Annotated in this window: 20 protein-coding genes; 4 read left to right on the forward strand and 16 right to left on the reverse strand. The window is 73.7% G+C overall.

Going from position 1 to position 22,241, the window contains the following annotated elements:
- Nucleotide 1: 1 nt before the first annotated feature.
- Together IO39_RS16675 and IO39_RS16680 are read right to left on the reverse strand one after the other, a co-directional pair.
- Nucleotides 2–2,797: a helix-turn-helix transcriptional regulator gene (locus tag IO39_RS16675; protein WP_043623011.1), complete on the reverse strand. Its 2,796-nt coding sequence runs from the start codon at nucleotides 2,795–2,797 to the stop codon at nucleotides 2–4.
- A gap of 170 nt (nucleotides 2,798–2,967) precedes the next feature.
- The gene (locus IO39_RS16680; protein ID WP_043623015.1) at nucleotides 2,968–3,402 is read right to left on the reverse strand and encodes a hypothetical protein; all 435 of its coding nucleotides are present in this window, start codon (nucleotides 3,400–3,402) and stop codon (nucleotides 2,968–2,970) included.
- 123 nt (nucleotides 3,403–3,525) lie between these two features.
- Here IO39_RS16680 and IO39_RS16685 point away from each other — a divergent pair, with 123 nt between their 5' ends.
- Nucleotides 3,526–4,326: an MmyB family transcriptional regulator gene (locus IO39_RS16685; protein WP_043623018.1), complete on the forward strand. Its 801-nt coding sequence runs from the start codon at nucleotides 3,526–3,528 to the stop codon at nucleotides 4,324–4,326.
- Nucleotides 4,327–4,342: 16 nt separating this feature from the next.
- Nucleotides 4,343–4,939 (forward strand): hypothetical protein, encoded by a 597-nt coding sequence (locus IO39_RS16690; protein ID WP_043623021.1) that lies wholly within the window; start codon nucleotides 4,343–4,345, stop codon nucleotides 4,937–4,939.
- A gap of 134 nt (nucleotides 4,940–5,073) precedes the next feature.
- Here the strand turns inward: IO39_RS16690 and IO39_RS16695 are convergent, their stop codons facing one another.
- Together IO39_RS16695 and IO39_RS16700 are read right to left on the reverse strand one after the other, a co-directional pair.
- The gene (locus tag IO39_RS16695; protein WP_043623024.1) at nucleotides 5,074–5,982 is read right to left on the reverse strand and encodes a PDR/VanB family oxidoreductase; all 909 of its coding nucleotides are present in this window, start codon (nucleotides 5,980–5,982) and stop codon (nucleotides 5,074–5,076) included.
- A gap of 18 nt (nucleotides 5,983–6,000) precedes the next feature.
- The gene (locus IO39_RS16700; protein ID WP_043623027.1) at nucleotides 6,001–6,645 is read right to left on the reverse strand and encodes an MSMEG_1061 family FMN-dependent PPOX-type flavoprotein; all 645 of its coding nucleotides are present in this window, start codon (nucleotides 6,643–6,645) and stop codon (nucleotides 6,001–6,003) included.
- 69 nt (nucleotides 6,646–6,714) lie between these two features.
- Here IO39_RS16700 and IO39_RS16705 point away from each other — a divergent pair, with 69 nt between their 5' ends.
- Nucleotides 6,715–7,332, forward strand: a complete 618-nt coding sequence (locus IO39_RS16705; RefSeq protein WP_043623030.1) for a TetR/AcrR family transcriptional regulator — start codon at nucleotides 6,715–6,717, stop codon at nucleotides 7,330–7,332.
- On the opposite strand, the gene IO39_RS57740 is transcribed toward IO39_RS16705, so the two are convergent.
- The 12 genes from IO39_RS57740 to amcB all read right to left on the reverse strand — a co-directional run bounded on the left by IO39_RS57740 (nucleotide 7,307) and on the right by amcB (nucleotide 20,536).
- Nucleotides 7,307–7,564: a hypothetical protein gene (locus IO39_RS57740; protein WP_245642009.1), complete on the reverse strand. Its 258-nt coding sequence runs from the start codon at nucleotides 7,562–7,564 to the stop codon at nucleotides 7,307–7,309. The two genes, IO39_RS16705 and IO39_RS57740, sit on opposite strands and share 26 nt — an antisense overlap.
- A 407-nt stretch (nucleotides 7,565–7,971) precedes the next feature.
- Nucleotides 7,972–8,505: a hypothetical protein gene (locus IO39_RS16715; RefSeq protein WP_043623034.1), complete on the reverse strand. Its 534-nt coding sequence runs from the start codon at nucleotides 8,503–8,505 to the stop codon at nucleotides 7,972–7,974.
- Nucleotides 8,506–8,663: 158 nt separating this feature from the next.
- Entirely contained in the window at nucleotides 8,664–8,987 is a 324-nt protein-coding gene (locus tag IO39_RS16720; RefSeq protein ID WP_043623037.1) for a phosphopantetheine-binding protein, read from the reverse strand.
- Entirely contained in the window at nucleotides 8,984–10,771 is a 1,788-nt protein-coding gene (locus IO39_RS16725; protein ID WP_043623040.1) for a condensation domain-containing protein, read from the reverse strand. Before IO39_RS16725 ends, IO39_RS16720 begins: the two co-directional genes overlap by 4 nt.
- A complete protein-coding gene (locus IO39_RS16730) occupies nucleotides 10,768–12,333 on the reverse strand; it encodes an amino acid adenylation domain-containing protein (protein ID WP_052422982.1) in 1,566 nt (521 codons plus the stop codon). The genes IO39_RS16725 and IO39_RS16730 overlap by 4 nt, the downstream gene beginning before the upstream one ends.
- Nucleotides 12,330–13,796, reverse strand: a complete 1,467-nt coding sequence (gene amcH / locus IO39_RS16735) for an adenylate-forming 2-oxoglutaryl-ACP ligase AmcH (protein ID WP_052422983.1) — start codon at nucleotides 13,794–13,796, stop codon at nucleotides 12,330–12,332. The genes IO39_RS16730 and amcH overlap by 4 nt, the downstream gene beginning before the upstream one ends.
- Complete coding sequence (amcG, locus tag IO39_RS16740) at nucleotides 13,793–14,365, reverse strand: cispentacin moiety biosynthesis protein AmcG (protein WP_052422984.1); 573 nt, start codon at nucleotides 14,363–14,365, stop codon at nucleotides 13,793–13,795. The genes amcH and amcG overlap by 4 nt, the downstream gene beginning before the upstream one ends.
- Nucleotides 14,362–15,480, reverse strand: a complete 1,119-nt coding sequence (amcF, locus tag IO39_RS16745; protein WP_211267042.1) for a cispentacin biosynthesis acyltransferase subunit AmcF — start codon at nucleotides 15,478–15,480, stop codon at nucleotides 14,362–14,364. The genes amcG and amcF overlap by 4 nt, the downstream gene beginning before the upstream one ends.
- On the reverse strand, nucleotides 15,477–16,004 hold the full coding sequence (amcE, locus tag IO39_RS16750) for a cispentacin biosynthesis cyclizing decarboxylase AmcE (protein WP_211267043.1): 528 nt from the start codon (nucleotides 16,002–16,004) through the stop codon (nucleotides 15,477–15,479). The genes amcF and amcE overlap by 4 nt, the downstream gene beginning before the upstream one ends.
- The gene (locus IO39_RS16755) at nucleotides 15,991–16,443 is read right to left on the reverse strand and encodes an acyl-CoA thioesterase (protein ID WP_043623044.1); all 453 of its coding nucleotides are present in this window, start codon (nucleotides 16,441–16,443) and stop codon (nucleotides 15,991–15,993) included. The genes amcE and IO39_RS16755 overlap by 14 nt, the downstream gene beginning before the upstream one ends.
- A complete protein-coding gene (gene amcC, locus IO39_RS16760; protein ID WP_043623047.1) occupies nucleotides 16,440–17,831 on the reverse strand; it encodes an amipurimycin biosynthesis protein AmcC in 1,392 nt (463 codons plus the stop codon). Before amcC ends, IO39_RS16755 begins: the two co-directional genes overlap by 4 nt.
- A 44-nt stretch (nucleotides 17,832–17,875) precedes the next feature.
- Entirely contained in the window at nucleotides 17,876–20,536 is a 2,661-nt protein-coding gene (gene amcB, locus IO39_RS16765; RefSeq protein ID WP_052422985.1) for a cispentacin biosynthesis acyl carrier protein AmcB, read from the reverse strand.
- Between the two features lie 373 nt (nucleotides 20,537–20,909).
- Here amcB and IO39_RS16770 point away from each other — a divergent pair, with 373 nt between their 5' ends.
- On the forward strand, nucleotides 20,910–22,238 hold the full coding sequence (locus tag IO39_RS16770) for an MFS transporter (RefSeq protein ID WP_052422986.1): 1,329 nt from the start codon (nucleotides 20,910–20,912) through the stop codon (nucleotides 22,236–22,238).
- The last annotated feature ends 3 nt before the right edge of the window (nucleotides 22,239–22,241 follow it).

Here is a 22,241-nt window from a genome sequence, read left to right on the forward strand (position 1 = left end):
GTCACGAGCCGGCCGGCGGCTCCGGCCGTCCGGCCGGGAGGTCGCCGCCGGCCAGTCGCCGGGCCAGCGCCACCCGTGACCGCACGTCGTACTTGCTGAAGATCCGCGACACGTGCGTCTCCACCGTCTTCTGGCTGACCTGGAGCCGCTCGGCCACCTCGCGGTTGGTCAGCCCCTGGCTGATGAGCTCGGCCACCTCCCGTTCCCGCCCGGTCAGCGCCGTCTCCCGCGCCGCGTGCCGCTGCCCCCTGGCGGCCAGCCGCCGTTCCACCCGGGTCAGCCGCCCGGCCAGCCAGTCCGCCCCGGACTCCCGATAGGCGGCCTTGGCCCGCCCGATCTCGGCGCGGCCGGCCGCCGCGTCGCCCATCCGGTCGTGGAGGGTGGCGAGCAGCTGATGGGCCAGGCCCCGCTCCACGACCGCGCCGCTCTCGGCGAACCGCTCGACGGAGATCCGGGCGGCGGTCACGGCCCCGGGCAGGTCGTCGTGACCGCTCAACGCGCGGGCGCGGGCGTCGTGGGCGAGCCCGAGCCGGTACGGGAGGTCGCCGGCGGCCTCGACCGCCGCCGCCGAGCGGGCCAGCGCGGTGGCCACGTCGCCGTCGGCGCCGGCCCGGATCGACTGCACGGCCAGCCGTTCCACCTCGGTGTCGCGGGTCAGGACCGGTGGCAGCCGGGGGTCGGGCCCGGCCCGCCCGGCCAGCCGTACGCGGGCCACCGGCACGTACGCCATCGCCTGCCACCACGCGGACCCGGGTCCGTCGGCGGCCAGCGAGCCGGCCAGCGCCAGGGCGGCCTCGATGCCGTGCCGCCACAGGACCGGCAGGAGCAGCACGCACCGCGCCATCGCCAGCGTCTCGCTGCTACGGATGTATTCGGAGGCCGCGGCGGCGTGCTCGGCGATCTCGATGGCCTCCGCCAGCCGCCCCGCCCTGGCGTTGAGCTGCGCCTGCCCGATCAGCAGGTACGGCATCGCGTAGCTGCGCCCGGACATCGTGGCCAGCTCGACCCCCCGGGTCAGATGGCGTTCGGCGTCGGCAGGCCGGTCCAGGAAGATCTCGCTCCACGACAGCGGCGCGATCAGCTCGACGTGCGGCACGAGGGCGGTGTCGGAGGCGCTGTCCATCAGCCAGCCGGCCCGCCTGCTGTGCGCCCGCGCCGCCGCCAGGTCGCCGTCCTGCATGCAGGCCACCCCCATGAGCGCGTACGCCGCCGCCTCCAGCGCGGGATCGGCCCTCTCCGACACCAGCGCGAGGGCTTCGCGCGCATGCCGCCTCGCGCCCCCGGGGTCCGAGCGCAGCATCGCCACGGCGGCCAGCTCGGCCAGCAGCTGAGCGCGTACCCGCCCCTCGGCCTTACGGGTCTGCGCGCTCAGCAGCGCCTGCGCCTCGTCCAGCCGCCCGAGCATGCGCGAGATCACCGAAGAGAAGGCCACCGCGGCCGAGGCCACCTCGGGCGGCAGGTGGATGACCTCGTGCAGGATGCGCCGGCTCTCCGTCAGCGAGCCCATCACGCCGGTGCCGCGCGCCAGCCCGGTGAGCAGCCTGCCCCGGTACGGGACGAGGTCGTCGCGCTCCGGCAGCACCCGCAGCGCCTCGCGGAGCAGCCGTACGGCGGTCGCCGGAGCCGAGTCCAGGTAGGCGATGCCCGCGTCGCCCAGCGTCCTGGCGGCCCGCTCGTCACCGGGCTCGGCGCACCGCTCGGTGTGGTGGGCCAGCAGCGCGAGCGAGCCGTCGGTGCGGCGCAGGTGGCCGGCGACCCTGGCGTGGGCGGCCACCCGCCAGGCCGCCCCGCACGTGTCGTACGCGGCGGCCCGCACCAGCGGATGCCGGAAGGCGAACCGCGCGCCCGCCAGCGTGCCGAGGCCGTGCCGGCACAGCTCGTCCACGGCGGCGGCGGCGCTCGCCGCGTCCAGCTCGGCGACGTGGGAGATGACGACGGGCGAGGCCAGTTCCCCGGCAACCGCCGCCGCGTGGGCCGCCCGCCGGCCGGCGGGGGTGAGCCGGTCCAGCTCCCGGCGCAGCACGGCCAGCAGCGTCTGTTCGAGGGCGAGCGTGGCGCCCGGCCGCCCCTCGGCCAGCTCGCTCAGGAGCCGGTCGTCGGCGTCCAGCAACGCCCGCAGGAACAGCGGGTTGCCGCCGCTGGCCCGGTACATCAGCCGCCGACGGCCCGGGTCCATCTGCGGCGGCACCAGCAGCGCCGCCGCGTCCTCGTCGAGCGGGGCCAGGCTCAGCCGGGTGACGTGCGGGTCCCGCCGCGCGACGGCCTCGGCGACCACGGGCGGGACGGTGCCCGTGCGGCAGGCGAGGGCCAGCGTGAACCCAGCGGCCGGCGGGCGGCGGAGCAGGAACTCGGTCAGTTCGAGCGAGGGCGCGTCGGCCCAGTGCAGGTCGTCCAGCGCCACCACGGCGCCGCAGTCATCGGCCAGCCGGGCCAGGAACGACCGGATGCCGCGGTAGGTGTGGTAGCGATCGAGCTGGTCGGCCTTGCCCGCCGACAGCAGTGTGCCCAGCGCCGCCTCCGCGGGCCCGCCTTCGGGAGCGGTGTCGGACAGGCGGGTGAAGGCGTCCACGTAGACGCCGAACGGGACGAGCCGCTCGAACTCGGTGGCGCTGCCGGCCAGCACCGTGCGCCCGGCCGCCTCCGCCCGCTCGACCAGGTACTCCAGCAGCCGGGTCTTGCCGACCCCCGGCTCCCCGTCGATGAGCACCAGGCGGTGGCCGCCGGCGATCGCGGCCTCCACCAAGGACCTCTCTCCGGCCCGCCCCACCAGCTCGGGCCGTAACACCGCGTCGGTCATCGCAGACCCCCGGTCCCGCAGAAAGCCGCCCCAAGACACGGATGATCTTACCCAGGGCGTGCGGGGCCGCACAGGGGCAGCACACTGGCGATACGGGAGAAAGACACCGCGGCCGGGGTTCCCGCCGGCGCTGATCGAACAGTCCGTTGTGCCCGCTCCTCGACCGGCGCTCAGGCCGCCGCGCCGTGGCGTACCAGCCGCCGCAGCCCCCTGAGCTCCAGCCCGGCATAGACGGCCACCACCAGCGCCCCGACCAGCAGGAAAGCCACCCCCAGACCGGTCAGCGGAATCACGCCCGCGAACGCCAGGACCACCAGCGCCACACACGACAGCGCGTTGCCGGCGACGACGAGCGCCACGTACCGCGCGGGGATCCGCGGATAGCCGGCGATGAGGCCGAGCGCGGCGGCCCCGCCCAGCATGGCCACGCCGAACGGGATGGACCACGCGGTCGGCAGGCCGAGCGGGCCGCTGAGCGGCCTGGCGGCGGCGAGCATGACCACCCCGAAGACGGCGGTGCTCCACCCGTCGATCCGCAGGACGGTGCGCAGCGGGGCGGCCGCGTCGCTCTGCGGGCGCCGGGCGGTCCCGGTCGGCGTGCTCATATGGATCTCCTTCATCCGGAATGGTCCCTGACCGGATACGACCCTGTCACCGCGGCGGTCACGAGATCAATAACCTCGGAGGTCATGACCGCGCCCACCTGGCGGTGCCCTATCCTCCTCGGCATGGAACAACCGTCCCGGGTGGGGGCGCTGCTGCGGCAGTGGCGGCAGCGTCGCAGGCTCAGCCAGCTCGCCCTGGCCAACCTGGCCGGCACCTCCGCGCGGCACCTGTCCTACATGGAGAACGGCCGCGCCCGCCCGAGCCGGGCCATGCTGCTGCGCCTGTCGGCCGCGCTCGACGTGCCCCTGCGCGAGCGCAACACCCTGCTGCTGGCCGCCGACTACGCCCCGGCCTACCAGGAGAGCAGCCTCGACGACCGCTACATGGCCTCCATCCGCGCGGCGCTGGAGACCATGCTGACCGCGCACGAGCCGTACCCCGCCGTCGTGGTCGACCGCCTGTGGAACGTGCTGCTGGGCAACCGCGCCATGGGCGTGCTCATGGACGGCATCCCGCCGCACCTGCTGCAGCCGCGGCCGAACGTGTTCCGGCTGGCCCTGCACCCCGAGGGCCTGGCCGCGCGGCTGGCCAACCTCGGGGAGGTGCGGGCGCTCTTCCTCGAACGGCTCTCGCGCCAGGCCGACGCCACCGGCGACGCCGACCTCCAGGCACTGTACGAGGAGGTGTCCGCCTATCCCCTGCCCCCGGACGGGGACACCCCCGGCGACGCAGCCTCGCGACACCGCCCGAGCCCGATCCAGGTGCCGTTGCGGATGCGCACTCCGTTCGGCGAGCTGGCGATGTTCAGCACCATGGCCACCTTCGGCGCCCCGGCCGACGTGACGCTGTCGGAGCTGGCGATCGAGCTCTTCTACCCGCTCGACGACTTCACCGCCGACACCCTCCGCTCCCTGCACCGCTGAACCGGCCGCCCCCGCAGTGATTCCTTCTGACGCGGCCGGGTCACAGCGGCGCGGCGGGCCGCGCTCGCCGGGCCGGGTCCTGATCGTCACGCTGATCGTCGTGGCGACGCTCTTCCTGGCCTTCCGGGTCGCCGTCGTCCTGTCGACGGAGGCGCATGTCGGCAGCGGCTTCGACGACCGGCGGTTCGACCGGCTGGAGACGGAATTCGATCGCCGGCAGGCGGCCTTCGCCAAGGCCGGCGCCCGGATGCGGGAGCTGGCGGCCGCCCACCCGCGGGCCGGACGGATCGGCTGGAGCCAGGCGCTGATCTGCGTGCGCGAGGCCGGAGAGGCTGAAGCCTGCAAGCCGACGACTCCGGAGGACAAGGCGGCGTACGAGGCTCTGCCGGGCGCCGACGTGATCGTGCGCCAGGCGAAAGACGACGGGCGCACGTTCTTCCGCTTCTACGGGGACGACCCGCCGCGCTACACGATCATGCACGTGACCGACGGCACGGACGTGGCGGCGTACGCGAAGGAACGCGGGTTCCGGAGCAGCCGGGCGCTGAAGCCGGGGTGGGCGCTCCTCGGGCCGATCCCCGACGAGGACCGTGAGGACGAGCAGTGGCAGTAAGGCTCGGGCATGTCACCGACCCGGCCTTCGGACGTGCGCATGCGCACCGTGGTGCCCGAGCAGCGCGCCGTGCCGATCCGGAACCGCCGGCCGCGTACCTTCGGCAGCGCCTGAAACACTTTTTCATGGTGGATTCACAGGTCCAGGACGAGGCGGGGGGAGCGCGAGCGGGACACGCACGCGTACATGCGGCCCGGCGCGGCGCCCACGTCGTCGCGGTGCTCGGGCTCGCCCTCCAGGACGGTCACCTCGCAACTGCCGCAGACGCCCTCCCGGCATCCGGCCGGCACGGGCAGCCCGGCGTGATTCAGCGCGTCCAGCAGCGACTCGTCCGCGGGCACCGGTACCGTCCGCCCCGACCGGGCGCACGCGACGTCGAACGCGGTGTCCGGCCCGAACGTCCTGGGCTGCGGGCGGAACCGCTCGACGTGCAGCCGCTCCGCCGGGAAGACGGCCTCGCAGTCGGCCAGCAGGGAGGCGGGGCCGCAGCAGTACACGACGGTCTCCGGCGCCAGGCCGGCGGCCAGCGCGGCGAGGTCGGGGCGGCCGTCGTGCCCCGTGGCCACGATCGTCACCCGGTCGCCGTAGGCGGCGCGCAGCTCACCGGCGAAGGGCATGGACGCGTACGTGCGCCCCGCGTACACCAGCGAGCAGGGGACGCCCGCGCCGGCGGCGGCCCGCAGCATCGGCACGATGGCGGTGATGCCGATCCCGCCCGCGAGGAAAAGGTAGGAGGGGGCGGGGACGAGCCGGAAGGTGTTGCGGGGCAGCGACACCTCCAGCGTGCGGCCCTCGCGGAGATAGCGGTGAACGTAGTCGGAGCCGCCCCGGCTGAGCCGTTCGTGGCGCACCGCGATCCGGTAGCGTTCGCGGTCCCGCGGGTCTCCGCACAGGGAGTACTGTCTGGTCAGCCAGTTGGGCAGGGCGAGGTCCACGTGCGCGCCCGGCTCCCAGGGGGCCAGCGGGCCGTGCGCGCCGCGCAGGATGAGGGCGACGACGTCCTCGGCGGGACGGTCGATGCGGTCGAGGATGGTGAGCTGCATGGTCTGCCTCCGTCCCGGTCAGTACAGCTTGCGGTAGCCCTCTTCGAGGCGAGCCTCGAGGAGCCGCGGATCGACGTCGAGCCCGAACTGCGCGACCGCCATCTCGCCGAGCGTCGGCAGCTCGCCGGCGAGCGCCTGGCCGGCCGGGTCCCACAGGCGGGAGCGGATGAGCGCCCGGCCGCAGTGGAAGTAGACCTCCTCGACGTCCACCGCGATGGCCAGCTCCGGCGTCCTGGCCTCGGTCTGCATGCGGGCCAGCACGTCGGGCTCGTCGGTGGCGTACGCGCGGCCGTTGACGCGCAGCGTCTCCCGCGAGCCGGGGACGAAGAACAGCAGCCCGATCCCGTCGTTCTCGGCGAGGTTGCGGAAGGAGTCGGCGATCCTGTTGCCGGGCCGGTCGGGGATGGCGAGCAGGTGCTCGTCGAGGACCTTCACGAAACCGGGGTAGTCGCCGCGCGGCGAGCAGTCGGCGCGGCCGGACGCGTCGGCGGTCGCCATCGTCAGGAAGGGGGAGTGCGCGATGAATCGGCGGGTGTGCTCGCCGATGTGGTCCTGGATCTTACTCTTGATCATCGCGTCGGGCTCGCCGAGCCGTTCGCGGACCTGTTCCATGGACACCCGGCGCGGCCGCCGCTCGGCGACTGGCGCGTTTTGCCTGGTCATGGCACCATTATGAGCAATTATTCAGTTCTTGCGCTACTCGCTTTTGCGTTCTTCCCCGGGAGGTCAGCGGTGTCGAGGGACCCACGGCTCCACCCGCGCAAACAGCCGCGGCAGTTCCGCGCCGAGCTCACCCGCCGGCGCATCTTGGAGGCGGCTGCTCAGGTTTTCGCGGAGTACGGCTACGCCGCCGGCACCACCAACCGCATCGCCGAGCGGGCGCGCGTGTCGATCGGATCGCTGTATCAGTACTATCCGAACAAGGACGCCATCCTGCTGGAGCTGATGCTCGCCCACCTCGACAGCGGCGCCGCCGAGGCCGCCCGCCGCCAGTCCGGGGAGCTGCCGGGCACGGCGGAGGGCCTCATGCGCGTCTTCGTGCAGGCCGCCATCGCCAACCACCTGGAGGACCCGCGGCTGCTGCGCGTCATGGTCGAGCAGGCACCGCGCTCCCCGGAGCTGCTGCAACGCGTCTACCAGGACAAGGACCGGCGCAACGCCTACACCCGCGACCTGCTGCGCCGCTACCCCGAGGTGCGGGTGTCCGACGTGGAGACGGCCGCCCGGATCATCAACGCCACGATCGAGCTGGTCGTGCACCAGGTCGTGGCCGAACGCGAGCCCGTGGACCTGAAGCGCCTGGAGGACGAGCTCGTCGCGATGTTCACCCGCTACCTGACGTCGGCCTGACCGGCGGCGGCGGACGGCGGGCGGCGGGCGGCGGCGGGCGGCGCAGCTGTCCGAGCGGATCGGGGTCGGCGAGCGCGTCGCGCACCCACTGCCGTTCCAAGGTGGGGACGGGCTCGTCGTCGCCGGCGACGGCCAGGTCGAGGACGCTGGTGAGGCGCTGGACGGCCTGGGACAGCTCGAAGGCTCGTGGACGGTGCGCTCTCCGGAGCCGTACGGCGAGCGCACCGTGCACCGCTTCCCGTTCTCCGACCAGTACACCCTGCCCGCCACCCTCGGCGTCGCCTCGGCCCGCACCGGGCTGTGCCTGGACTCGCGCCTGGTCACCCGGCTGCTGTCACTGGCCGGCCGACCGGCCGTCGCCCGGGGCCGCCCACATCGAGCAGCTCGTGGACCCCGTGCCGTTCCTGGCCGAGCCGGCCACCGGCGGATTCGCCCTCGACCTCGGCGACGACCCGCGGGACACGCCCGCCTGACCGCCGCCCCGGCACGCTCCACCCGCCGGGCGGCTCCGCACTCGACCAGATCGTCCAGGTGGCGGGCAGCACACCGCGCACGCGGACCACCGCGATGGCCGTGGGTGCCGGACGCCTTCACCGCTCCCACGCTCGGGGGAACGGTGCGGCTCCGGCCAGGGTCACCTCACAGCCCGGGGGCCGCGATCACCGCACTGATCGCTGCGCTCAGCAGCAGAGTCACGCCCATCGCCGGTCCGGCCAACCGGCTGCTCGGTGTGGTGGTGCCGCGCAGGCGCCGCGCCACCACACCGAGGACGACCAGCTGGACGACGCCGACGACGGCCACCCCGATGTCGTTCAGCAGCAGCGCCAGGGGCAGGAAATGCGCCGCCACGACGATCGCGACCCACCACGCCATCCACCGGGGCGCCCCGCGCCTGGCCAGGACGAGGCACCCGGCTCCCGCGGCGAGGACCTCGGCCGCGACCAGGAGGCCGAACCATGCGTACTTTCCCTCCAACGCGCTCGGCTGGTCCCAGTTCGCGACGGTCAGCACCCCGAAGGCCACGGCGAGCCCGACCCCCAGGGCCGACCCCACGCCCAGCGAGATCCGCCAGCTCCGGGGCGGGTCCTCCTGCGACCATCCGAACCACACGAAGGCCATCAGCCCGAACCAGGCCGTGGTGAAGCACAGGTCGCGCAGGAACTCTGTCAGCATGGGCACTCATTTTCTGTGGTCCGGCAGCCGGAAGGCGGAGCAGGATGTTTCACTTCCGGGCGTCCCGCGGTGTTCGGGCACCGCTGATCATAGTGTCGGCCTTGTTCCCTCTTCTGGTTCGGGCGTTCCGAGATGCCCGGCAGCGACACCCCGGGCGGCTACGGGCGGGTTCGGTCGCCGGCCGGATCGGTGGCGGAGTCGACGGCCTCGGCCAGCAGCTGGGAGAGGCCGTCCAGCGTCGGGTTCTCCAGGATCGTGCGCACCGGCACCCGTAACCCGAGCTCGGTCCGCAGTCGGGACGCCATCCGGACCGCGAGCATCGAATGCCCGCCCAGGGCGAAGAAGTCGTCATGGGGGTCGACTCGCGGCACCTCGAAGAGCTCGCACCAGATCGCGGCGACGACGCCGGCGGTTCCGATGCGGACGCCGTCGGACCCGTCCCCGGCGGTGGAGCTCCTGGCCCTCTCGGAGTACTCGCTCATTCGGCGGTCCCCCGCCCGGACCGAAGGTGTTGCAACCGGTTCCGGCGGTCGCGCAGCCGGGCCGCACGCGCCCGGTCGGGCGGCTCGGCTGCCGCAGGTCCCGTTCCGGGGTCGCCGGCCAGGTGCCGCGCAAGCGTGGCGATCGTCGGGAACTCCAGCAGTGACACCAGCGACGTCTCCTCTCCGGTGCGAGCACCGATCAGGGTGTGTACGGCGGCGAGGGTGAAGGACGTGCCTCCGAGGTCGAAGAAGTTGTCGTCGAGCCCGATGTCGTCGCGGCCCAGCACCTCCCGCCAGATCTGGATGAGGTTCTGCTCCAAGCCGGCGCGGGCCGACGTCGTGAGAAGGGGGCGGGGCGCCGCCGCCGGCGCCGGGCCCGGGGGCCGGGGGACGACGACCCCGTCTGGGCTGGGCAGGGACCGGATCGGGGCCGCCGGCTCCGCGACGGCCGCGACCAGCAGCCGCTCGAAGTGCGCGGCCATCCGGGCCACGGTGTCGGCCTCGAACAGGTCGACCCGGTAGGTGAGCGTCAGGTCGAAGTCGTCCCCGCCCCCGGCCGAGCGGAAGACCACCATGTCGAAGTCGACCTTCGCCCCGGTCGGCGGGAGGTCGATGGCCGTGGCGCGCAGCCCCGCCAGGCGTGGGCTCACGATCGGCTCCTGCTCGAAGGAGAAGAACGCCTGGACCAGCGGGGCGTGCCCGGGGTCGCGGTCCGGCGCGAGCTCCTGCGCGAGCTGCTCCATGGTGACGTCGCGGTAGGTCAGGACGTCCAGCAGCTCCGACTGGACGGACCGGCACAGGTCGGCGAAGCTCCGGTCGCGGTGGGCCTCGACGAGCACCGGCAGCGTCGTGGCGAAGAACCCGATCACGCTCTCCAGCTCGGCGCGGTCGCGGGCACTCACCGGGACGCCCACCAGCACGTCCCGGGCGCCGGCGAGCTGGGAGAGGAAGGTGGCGTAGGCGGTCAGCACCAGCACGAACGGTGTCACCCGCAGGTCCTGCGCCAGCCGCAACGCCGGTCCCATCACCGCCGCGCGCAGCGTGTGCCGGTGATTGCCCCCGCGCGGGCCGGCGACCGCCGGACGGGGCCGGTCGGTCGGCAGCCGCAGCACCGTCGGTACCCCGGCGAGGCGGTCTCGCCACCAGCCGAGTTGTTCGGCGTCGACGGGGCGGGCCCGCTGCCAGGCCGCGTAGTCGGCGAACTGCAGGGCCGGCGCGGCGCGCTCGGGCCCACCGGCGTACTCCTCCCCCAGCTCGCCGAAGAACACCTGCAGCGACGGGCCATCCGAGATCAGCTGGTGCATCGTGACGACGAGCAGGTGGTGCTCGGGCCCTGCCACGAGCAACCGCGTGCGCAGCAGCGGTCCGCGCTCCAGGTCGAACGGCTCGTCGGCCCACGACTGGGCCACGCGGAGCGCCGCGGCGTCCACGTCCTCGGTCCCGTCGACGTCCAGATCGACGACCGGCAGGCCGGCGACGGGCGCCTCCGTGTCCGGGGCGCCGATCCGCTGGACGGGCTCGAACGGCGGCGCGGTGCCGCGTACGAAGGTCGTGCGCAACGCCTCGTGCCGCGCGACGACGCGCGTGATGGCGCCGCGGAGCCGCGGAACGTCGAGCGGGCCCTCCAGGCGGACCGCCACCGTGATGTTGTACATCGGCGTACCCGGGTGGAGCAGTTCGACCAGGTACAGCGCCCGCTGGGCACCCGACAGCGGCGGCGGCCCCGCCGACCGGTCCAGCGCCGGGATGTGGTCCGGCGCCGCCACGGTGATCTTCTCGATCATGCTGCTCCCTCGGTGGCCAGGGCGAGCCGGTCGACCTTCCCGCTGGGGGTGCGCGGCAACGACCCGACGACGTCTGCCCGGACCGGCACCATGTAGGCGGGCAGCCGGTCGCGCAGGCCCGCGAGCAGGCCCGCCGTCCAGGCCGAGGCGTCCTCCGGAGCCGCCTTCGGCACGAGGAACGCACGGAGGTTCCGGTCCTCGGCCGCGGAGCCCGCGACCACCACCACCGCCTGCGCGACGGACGGGTCGGCGGCCAGCACGCTCTCGATCTCTCCCAGCTCGATCCGGAATCCCCGCACCTTGACCTGGGTGTCCTCCCGGCCGAGGAACTCGAGGAGACCGTCCGGGGTGACCCGGCCGAGGTCGCCGCTGCGGTAGGCCGGCACCGCCGGGTCCAGCGGGTCGGTGCGGTAGCTGCGCGCCGTGCGCTCGGGCAGGCCGAGGTATCCGGGCCCGACGGCCGCACCGGTGATCCACAGCTCGCCCACCTCGCCGTCCGGCACCGGCCTGCCGTCCGGATCGCAGACCCGGACGCCGGTGCCGGTGATCGGCCTGCCGATCGAGGGCAGGTCGACCCAGGTGGTCACGTCCGCGGGCAGCTCGTACCAGGTGGCCACGTGGGTCTCGGTCGTGCCCCACTGGTTCACCAGCCGGCAGTCCGGCAGCCGGGTGAACATCGCCCGAATCGCCGCCGTGCACTGCACCTGCTCCCCCGACGTGAGGATCTCGCGCAGCGGGTGCCGCTGCGGGGTCGCCTCGTCGGCGAACAGGGCGAGCGACTGGATCATCACGAACGGGATGAAGAGCCGGTTGACCCGTTCGCGTTCGATGATGTCCCAGAGCAACTGCGGGTCCAGCCGCTCGTCCTCGTCGCAGCAGACCACGGTGCCACCCTCCCCGAGAGCAGTGAGCACCTCCTGGTAGGTCACGTCGAACGACGCGGGGGCGAACTGCAGCGTCCGGTCGCCCGGCCCGCACCCGCTGGCGCCCGCCTGCCAGGCCACGAGGTTGGCGAGGTTGCGGTGGGCGTAGCGCACGCCCTTCGGACGGCCGGTGGACCCGGAGGTGTAGACGATGTAGGCGATGTCGTCGCCGGCCACCTCGGGAGCCTCGAACGCCGGAGCGGGGTCCGGCACCGGCCGGGACGGACCGGCGGAGGCGTAGCAGACCTCCCCGTCGGTCGCGACGACGCTGAAGCCGCCCAGCCGGGAGAGGGGGCCCTGATGGCCGACGGCCAGCTCCACGCCGGCGTCGGCGCACATGAACCGCAGCCGCTCGGCCGGGTATCCGACGTCCAGCGGCACCGCGGTGCAGCCGGAGCGCAGCAGCCCGACCAGCGCCACGACCAGGTCCGCCGACCGTTCCAGGTGCACGCCGACGGCCGTGCCGGGAGCGGCGCCGAGCTGCGCGAGCCGCGCCGCGACCTGCGCGGACCGCTCCCACAGGGTGCGGTAGTCGAGGGCCTCGCGGGCCGAGCGGACCGCTGCGGCGTCCGGCGTCCGCCGCACGTGCTCGGCGACCGCGCGCAGCACCGGGACCGTGGTGCCGGAATCGGGACTCATTTACGCCACTCCTCAGTCGTCGCCTGGACCAACGTGATCCGGTGCGGTCGCTCAGCGCGCAGCAGGACGCGGTTGAGCGCGTGCTCGATCTCGGCCGCCTGCCGCGGCCCCGGGTCGTCCACCGCGACGTCCAGCCCGTAGCGCAGCTCGTGACGTTCGTCCCGGTAGACGGTGGTGGTGGCGCGCCGGACGCCGGGCACCCCGGCGACGATCCGCCGTACCGAGGGCAGCCAGATCTTCTCCCCGCCGACGACGACCGACTCGCCGGACCGGCCGCGGAAGTAGTGGTAGCCGTCGGCGTCGATGTCGAAGCGGTCGCCGGTGTTGATGGTGTTCGCGGCGGTCGGGGCGCCCCCGGGGAGCCGCCGGCGCAGCACCGTGTCGGATTCGACGACGAGCTCCGCACCGGGCCCGTCGCCCGCGGCGTCGCGCAGGTACGTCCGCACCCCGGGCAGCGGGCGGCCGACCGAGCCCCAGCGGTGCTCGGGCTCGCGGTGCGCGGCGAGCGTGGTCACCCGCGGGCCGGCCTCGGTGAGGCCGTAGGTGAGGTAGAGCTCCTCCTGCACGCCGTGGGCCAGCAGGGCGCCGACGTGCCTCGGGGCCAGCTCGTCGCCGCCGACGGTGAGCACGCGCAGGGCGGGCCCGGCAGGCGGTTCCGTGGCCAGCCGGACCGCCGCGCTGGGCGTCAGCGAGGACACCGTGACCTCGTGGGCGCGGATGGTCTCGGCGAAGGACCGGGGGGTGAACGGCGGTCCGGAGACGACCAGCCGCGAGCCCCGTACGAACGCGGCCAGCGCCTGCGCGACCAGGCCGTAGGAGTAGTACAGGGGCAGGGACACCAGGACCGTGTCGTCCGGGCGCTGGCCGATGGCGGTGGCGTGGCGGCCGGCGTTGCGCAGCAACGCGTCGAAGCCGTGCAGGCAGCCGCTGGCGATCCCGGAGGTGCCCGAGGTCATCAGCACGACCTCGCCCGGCCGGTACTGCCGGCGCGCCCCGCTCTCCAGCAGCGCCGCCTCACACCGGCCGCCGAGCGGGTGCACCGCCACCGCCCCGTACCGCGCCGGGTCGATCCGGGGCGCGATCAGTGCCGCGCCGCCCAGATGCCGGCGGATCTCGGCGATGCGCGCTGCTCCCGCCATCGGAGGGAGCAGCACCGGGACCGCCCCGGCGAGCAGCGCCCCGAAGAACGCGGCGAGGGCGATCCTGCCGTTCGGCATCGCGATCAGCAGCGGGGAGCCGGGCGGCAGGTCCAGGCCGGCGATCGCGTCGACGACGGCCCCGGGCTCGTCGGACCCGCCGGGCCCGCCGGGCCCATCGCCGGACACGCTGCCGGACACGCTGCCGGACGCGCTGCCGGACGCGCTGCCGGACGCGCTGCCGGGCCCCTGTCCGGCGTCCACGGACGCGGCCAGGAAGGCCAGCACGGCGGCGCGCTCCGGGACGCCCGGGGCGCTCGCGCTCACCGCGGTGCTCCGGACGGACGCAGGGCCGGTGCGGGCCCGGCCATGACGCACCACACCTCGTGCCCCCGCAGCGGATCGTGGTGGTGGACGGCGACCACGACCTGGCTCGCCGCGCCGGTCCGCAGCCAGTGCCGGGCCATCGTCCGGGCCGCGGGCATCCCTTCCGCCGGATCGGTGGTGATCACGAGGGTGGGTCCTCGCAGGCCGTGCACCATGCAGACGAGACTGATCGGTCCACCGGGGCTCGCACCGGCGAACCGCATCGGCGAGAGACGCCCGCCTGGGACCGCGCGGGCGATCCCCGACATCGTCTCCGCCGTGCCGTACGCGCTGACCAGGACCATCGCCGTGGTCTCGGCCGCCTGTGCCGCCTCCGGGCACCCGGCCCACAGTTCGTCGACGGCCTCGAGGAGCGCCCACGAAGCCGGGTCGGCGTACAAGGAGGGGATACGCCGGGGCGGCGGCGCCGTCGCGAGCCGGGCGAGCCGGGCCGCGGCCAGCGGGACCAGCCCGTCTGCCTGCAGTGCCGGCAGGTCCTCGACCGGCGTGTGGCCTTCGTGACCCGTCACGCGGGAACCTCCAGCGCGAGGCAGGTGGTGAACCCGCCGAACCCGAGCGTGACACTGAGCCCGACGTCACCGGTGAACGGCAGTGGCGCGGCGCCGGTGGGGAGGGGCAGCGGGAATCCCGGCATCACCGTGCTCAGCCCGTGCACGGGTGGCACCTGTTTGTCCCGCAGGGCCAGAAGCACGGCGACGGCCTCCAGCGCCCCGGTGGCTCCCAGCGTGTGGCCGAACGCGCCCTTGGTCGCGAACACGACGGGCCCCGACCCGTTCGGGAACGTGCGCGCGAAGCCGCGGCTTTCGGCCTCGTCGTTGACCGGAGTGCCGGAGCCGTGCGCGTTGAGCACACCGACCTCGCCGGTGCGGCGGCCGGCCGCGGCGAGCGCGGCGCTCGCCGCGTGCAGGATGGTGCCGCCGCTCGGGTCCGGGGCCGTCGGGCCGGCGGCGTCGTTCGCCGAGCCGGTGCCGGACAGCCGGCCCCGCACGCGAGCCCGGCGCGCCCGCGCCGAGCGAGCGCGCTCGAGCACGAGGAAGGCCGCGCCCTCCCCGAGGATCGTGCCGTCGTGGCTCTCGTCGAAGGCCCGCAGCGCGGTGGGCGACATGGTGCCGAGCGCGGAGTGCCCCAGTCGCTTGGCCGGGGTCAGGACGTCCACGCCGCCGACGACGCAGATCTCCTCCTCGCCCTCGGCGATCAGGGCGGCTCCGGCCAGTATCGCGTCCGAACCGGCCGAGCAGGCGGTGCTGACCACCAACGGCCGGCGGGCCATGCCCACCGTCGTCGCGAGCACGTCGCCCCACCGGTCCAGCCCGTCGGGCGGAACGTCCAGGTGTGAGCCGAAGCTGGTGCCGGCCACCAGGCGCAGCCGCGGGTCGGTGATGTCGAGCCCGGCGTCCGCCACGGCGGCCCGCAGGGTCCGGGCGCCGAGTTCGCGCTGGCGTACGACCGGGTCGAGCTCCATCGGCAGGTCCGCCACGACGGCCGCCCGGTCGTTGCGCAGCGGGTGGTCGCCCGGCACCGTCGTCACCCCGCTCGCCCCGGCCAGCAACGCCCGCCACACCTGGTCGAGGCCCGATCCCAGTGCCGTGGACCAGGCCATGCCGGTGACCAGCGCGCCGGTCACCACCACTGGTGTCCCATGTCGGCGGCCTTGCGCCGGACGAGGCTGGCGCGGAACGCCGCGACCGTCGTGGAGTCGACGGCCGCCCGGCCGGAGAAGAAGAACGTGGCGCCCAGCAGGCGGTCGGCCTCGATGGTGATCGTCACCGTGTCACCGGGGGCGACGATGCGGAAGAAGCGGGAGTTCATCGCACCGATCAACGTCAGCTCGTCGTCGGCGAGGCGCGAGGTACTGAGCTGGAACAGGATGATCCCGGACTGCGCGAACGCCTGGCTCAGGTGGCTGGCCGGGAAGATCGCGCGCTCCGGGAAGTGCCCCGCGATCGCGTCCATCTGCGCCGACACCGACAGGCTGCTGACCAGCCGCACGCCCGGCTCGTAGTCCAGCACGCGGTCGAGGTAGAGCATCGGGTGCCGGTGTCGCAGCCAGCTCTTGATTTCGGTGAAGCCCATGGTCCGGCCCGGCTCGGCCGGCGTGTCCCGGCCGGGCGCGCCGGCCGGCACGGCTTCGGATTCAACGGTGGACATCGGAACGGCTCTCCTCGAGGACGGCGTGCAAGGCGGGGAAAAGCGGGCAGGGCGCACCGGTTACGCGGTCGGTCAGGGCCACGACGAGGGAGCCGGTGGCGAGTTCGACGCCGTCCGCGGCCCGCTGGATCGTCGTGTCGATGCGGGCCCGCGCGGCGCCGAGGTGCCCGACGACGGGTCTCAGGCTCAGCTCGTCGGGGTATCGCGCCGGGGCGCGGTACCGGGTCGTCGCCTCCGTGATGACGAGGTCGAACCCCTCACGCGCGAGCACACCGAGGCCCACGCCGAGCCGTTCGAGGTTCGCCAGTAGCGCCACCTCGAACAGGTTCGGATACCGGGCGAAGTGCATCACGCCGGACGCGTCGGTGTCGGCATGCTCGACGCGCCGGTGGACCGGCAGCAGCCGCGGGTCCGGGGGCGCCGACGGGGTGGCCGTCATGCCGCGAGCTTCCGCAGGGCACGCGACCCCGCCGCCAGCCGCGCGACGATCGTCTCGACGTCCGCGGCGCTCACCACGAGCGGGGGCGCCACCCGCATCGTCGGGTACACGTAGCGCAGGCCGCGCGAACGGCGGCCGGCCCCGGACATGAACTCCACGTACACGCCGTTGCGGATCATGCAGCTGCGCAGCTCGCCGATGCGGGCGGCGGCGAGCTCGGTCAGCTCGATCCCGTGCAGCAGGCCCGCGCCGCGAGTCTCCCGGTACAGGTCGGGGAACTCCGCCACCACGTGTTCGCGCAGCAGCCGGCCCAGCAGGGCGCCCGTCTCCGCGGAACGCTCCACCAGCCCTTCCGCGACGATGTGCTCGATTCCGGCCCGGATCACCGCGCACGTGAGGGGGCGCAGGTCGGACGTGGACACGGCGCCGGTCGGGCGCACGCCCAGCTTGCGGCGGGCGATGACCATCGAGGTGGACAGCGCCCCCATGCCGAGGCTCTTGCCGATCACGGTGATGTCGGTGGGGATCGGCCCCTCGTCGTCGGTCATCGCGAAGAACCGGCCGGTCTTGGCGAAGGTGAGGACCTCGTCCGCCACCAGCAGGGCGCCGCTCCGCTCGGCGAGCGCGGCCAGCTCGCGCAGGTAGCCCTGCTCCGGCACCAGGATGCCGGCGTCGCCCTGGACCGGTTCGACCACGACCGCCAGCACCCGGTGCCCGTTGGCGGCGAACCACTCCCGCGCCGCCCCGGTATCGCCGAACGGGATGTGGTCGGTGCTGAAGCCGAACTGCTCCGGGGCGATGGCCGGCAGGCCGACCCGGTAGTGGCGGCGGTTGATCAGCGGGAGCAGTCCGCCCGACCAGCCGTGCCACGCCCCCTCGAACCCGAGCACGAGGTCGCGCTGCTCGGCCCCGGGCACGGCCCGCAACCGGCGCTGGTCGAAGCGCGACTCGAGGACGAGGCGCAGGGCGAGCTCCATGCCCTCCGAGCCGGAGTTGCGGCCGCTGACCCGGTAGTCCGTCGCGGGGAACCGGCCGGCGAACAGCCCGCCGGCGCCGAACAGCCGCTCCAGCAGCAGTGAACGCTCCGAGGAGGCGATCTCGTCGGTCACGTAGCCGGCCTCCCGGACCGAGGTCGCCAGCGCCTCGGCGATCACCGCCGACCCGGCGCCCAGGCAGGCCGAGCCGTACCCGCCGCTGGCGTCCAGCACGTCGAAGGAGCGGCCGGCCCGGCTGCCCGTCAGCTCGACGAAGTGCTGGACGATGCCGGTCGCCCCGGTGCAGCCGAAAGGCAGCGGGTCCCCTCCGTAGTGGTCGAACTGGATATCGCGATCGGACCAGGTCCGGGTCGGCTCGCTCCCCGGAAGCCCGATCACGTCGGTGGCTGACATGGGTGTGTCCTCTCGGCGGCGTTGGGCAAGGGCCGGCCGGGCGTTCAGTCGCCGGCGGTCAGGGAGCTGCCTTGCAGGGTGCGAACGAGGTCGGCGACGGTGCGGATGCTGGTGAAGTTCTCCGGGGTGAAATGGGCGTCGGAGATGGTGATGCCGAACGTGTCCTCGCACTGGACCCGCAACTCGACGAAGCCGAGGGAGTCCAGTCCGAGATCACCGCGCAGCCGGTCGTCAGGTGTCAACCGGGACTCGGGAACCTCGACGAACAGGTTGGTGACCAGCATGGATCCGATGGCTCGCTCGATGTCGTTCACGGGAGTCTCTCCGTAGCTCGGGGAAGTCGGGTGGCGGGGCACCAGGTAGGGGCGTCGCTCGAACGGATAGGTGGGCAGGCGCAGGCGGCGCCGTCGTTCGCCGGAGTGCAGGGCTGCGAAGTCGACCGTCGCGCCGGCCGCCCAGAGCCGGCCGGCCGCGGCGAGCGCCGTCCGGAGACCGGTCGGTGGCCGGCCGGGCTCGTCCAGGACGTCGACGTATACCGGCTCAAGACCGGTCGGTGGCCGACCGGGCTCGTCCAGGACGTCGACGTATACCGGCTCAAGACCGGTCGGTGGCCGACCGGGCCCGTCCAGGGCGTCGACGTATACCGGCTCGGCGGCGCCGGTGGCGGGCGCCGCCGGTCGCTCCGCCCCGATGTGCACGACGATCTGCCCTGGTGCGCCGTCCAGCGCCGCCCGGACGTCGCAGAGCACTGGCCGGCCGGGCCGCGCCGGTGCGCCGTCGGCCACATCCGCGCCGGCTCCGGTGAGCGTGACGAGCAGGCGGGCGGTGTCGGCGGGGCTCAGCTCCGCCGCGATGGCCGCCGCGCAGTGGGCGCCGCGCCCATGCCCGGCCACGGCGTCGGGGTACAGACCCCAGGACATCAGCAGCCTGGCCGTCGCGTACTGCACGGCGAGGTGTGCGGCCGGCCCCGCGGGCGTGCTCTCCAGGTCCGGAGCCGCGAGCAGCGCCCGGCGTAAGTCGTGGCCGAGATGCGGGTGCGCAGCTTCGGCGATCTCGTCCAGGTGGGCGCGGAACACCTGCTCAGCGCCGTGGATCGCGGCGACGGAGCCCGCGCGGTCGTCGCCGGGCTCGGCGAAGAGGAACACGGTGCGCCGCCGGCCCGGGTGTCCCGGACCGTTCCCGGCCGGCGGGCTCCCGCGGAGGGCCGCTATCGCCTCGGGCACGTCCGCGGCGACCACGAAGTGGCGTTCGGGATGCATCGCCCGGCCCGTCTGCAGAGTCCATGCGACGTCGGCGAGATCGGCGTCCGGGTGCCGTTCGAGGTGGTCGGCCAGCCTGCGGGCGACGTTCTGGAGCGCGGGCCGGGTCCGGGCCGAGAAGACCAGCAGGTGCTCCGGTCGCCCCGGGGTCGTCGGGAGCGCGGCGGGCGCCTCGGCCACCACGGCGTGTGCGTTGGTACCGCCGAACGCGAGCACGTTCGTGGCGGCGATCCGGGTCCGTCCCGCGGACTCCCACGGGACGGTCCGGTCGTTGACGACGAACGGGGAGGACGCGAAGTCGATCTCCCGGTTCGGCTCGGTGAAGTTCAGGCTGGCGGGGAGCACGCCATGCTCCACGCAGAGCACTGTCTTGATGAGTCCCACGATGCCCGCGGCCGCGTCGGCGTGGCCGATGTTGGCTTTGACCGATCCGATCCGGCAGTACCCCGTCCGGTCCGTGCTCTGGCGGAACGCCTTGGTCAACCCGGCGACCTCGACCGGGTCACCGAGCGCGCTGCCGGTGCCATGCGCCTCGACGTAGCCGATCTCGTCGGCGCCGACACCGGCCACCAGCTGAGCGGTGCGGGCGGCCTCGGCCGGCCCGGCCACGCTCGGGACGTGGAAGCCCATCTTGCGCCGGCCGTCGTTGTTCACCGCGGTACCGCGGATGACCGCGTGCACGTGGTCACCGTCTTCCAGCGCCTCGGCGAGCGGGCGGAGCACCACCAGGCCCACCGCGCTCGCCCGCACGGTGCCGCGGCCGTGCGCGTCGAACGGACGGCACCGCCCGTCGTCGGCGAAGATGTCGTCCGGGTCGTGCCGCAGCGTCGGGATCGTGGCCGGCACCGAGGCGCCGCCGGCGACCGCCATCGCGCAGTCACCCGCGAGCAGCGAACCGATGGCGAGGTGGACCGCCACCAACGACGAGGAGCAGGCCGTCTGCACCGCCATGGCGGGCCCGGTCAGGCCCAGCTTGTAGGCGATCCGGGTGGCGAGGAAGTCGATGTCGTTCGCCTGCTGGACCCGGGTGTCCGGCAACGGGACGCCCCGGGCGTGCCCCCATGCCCGGACCAGGGCTCCATGGTCGGTGACGGATCCCCCGACGAACACGCCGGTCGGCAGGCGTTCCGGGCCGCCGTGCCCGGCCCGCTCAAGGGCCTCGTGGGCGCACTCCAGCAGCAGCCGGTGCTGCGGATCCATGATCAGGGCGTCCTCGGGCGAGTAGTCGAAGTAGCCGGCGTCGAAGAGCTCCGGATCGCTCAGCAGTCCGTAGGACGGCACGTACCGGTCTGCCGCCGCCGGCAGCTGGTCGGACAGCACCGACACCGATTCCCGGCCGTCGCAGAGGTTGTCCCAGAAGGTCTCGACGTCCGAAGCTCCCGGAAAACGACCCGCCATGGCCGTGACGGCGACGAAACCGCTGTCGTCAACGTCGTCGATAATCATGCAGCTCGGTCTCCGTCGAAATCGATCGCGACGTCAGCGCGGCGGAAGTGATGTCGGGCAGGAAATAATGAGCGGCCCGTACGGGACGACGATCATCAGCGTAACCATGCGTCCGCGCGATCACAGGAAAGGAACGGGTGAACGTCAGACAAATTTCCGATGGCCCGGCGGGACGCGCCGATCGGCCGGGTCGGGCGCCTTGACAAATACTCGGCCCGCTCGGTCTACTGAATTCGCCCGCCAGCCGATCTTCGTATGATTCGCCATGCGCGAATTCAGGCCGCCAAGCCGTTGCGCGGGACACCGCGGGCGTTATTCGTCGCGCATTTCCCACCCCCCCAAAGGACACCATGCCCGATACGACCGTGAACCGATGTCCGGGATGACGACCGACCGGCGGTGGAGCCTGTCCCGGAGCCTGTGGGGCGCGGCGGACTTCCGCAACCTCTGGATGTCCCAGACCGTGAGCCTGTCCGGCACCGGCATCACCCTGCTGGCCCTCCCGCTGGTGGCGCTGTTCGCCCTCGACGCGTCACCCACGGAGATCGGCCTTCTCTGGGCGGCCGAGTACCTGCCGATCCTGCTGGTCGGTCTCCCCGCGGGCGTCTGGGTGGACCGGTTGCCGCTGCGCGCGGTGATGGTCGGGGCCGACCTGCTGCGGGTGGTGGCGCTGCTCGCCGTGCCGATCGCGCTGGCACTGGACGTGCTGAGCATGCCGCTGCTTTACGTCGTCACGTTCCTGATCGGACTGGGGACGCTCTTCTACGACGTCGCGCAGCTGTCGATCCTGCCCTCGCTGGTCGCCGAGGACCGTCTCGTCGACGCCAACGGCAAGCTGGAGCTGTCGCGCTCGGTGTCCCAGATCGGTGGCCCGCCCGTCGGCGGTCTCATGGTGCAGCTGCTCACCGCCCCGCTCGCGGTGCTCGCCGACGTGGTCACGTACCTGCTGTCGGCGTACTACGTCCTCCGCATCCGCAGGCCCGCACCGGTGGACCGGCCGGTCGGGAACGCCGGCCTCGGCCGGGACATCCGCGAGGGCATGCGCTTCGTCTTCGGTCACCCGCTGATGCGCCCGCTGCTGCTGTGCGCCACGCTCGCCGAGATCGGCTCCGCGGTCATCCAGGCCCTGCAGGTCGTCTACGCCGCCGAGGTGCACTCCATGGGCCCCGTGGCGATCGGTGTCGCGCTCGCCGCCGGCACCGGCGGCGGCGTGCTCGGGGCGCTCGTGGCGGAGCCGTTCGCACGGCGCTTCGGCACCGGAACCGCCTTCATGGTGTCGATCGTCCTGTTCACCGCCGGCTCGGCGATCCTGCCGATGTCCATCGGGCCCGTGACGTTCGCGATGGGGATGTTCGTCGCGTACGTCGGCGCATTCGTCTTCAACGTCTTGCAGGTCAGCCTCTGCCAGGCCGTCACACCGCCGCACCTGCTGGGGCGGATGAACGCGGTGTTCCGGTTCGTCACCTGGGGCGTCATCCCGCTGGGCGCCGCCGGCGGCGGACTGCTGGCCGAGTACGTCGGCCTGCCGGGCGTGTTCTGGCTGGCCGCCGGGCTCAACGCGCTGTCCGTCCTGCCGCTGCTGCTGTCCAGGATCCCCCGGCTTCGCGAGGTCGTCCACCACAGTGCGGAGAAGCCGGCCGCGGAGACAGCGGCCGGCCCGTCCCCCACCCACCCGGAAGAACCCCAGGCGGGCCGGCGGTAACGA

This window comes from Nonomuraea candida (assembly GCF_000725485.1).
GTDB lineage: Bacteria > Actinomycetota > Actinomycetes > Streptosporangiales > Streptosporangiaceae > Nonomuraea > Nonomuraea candida.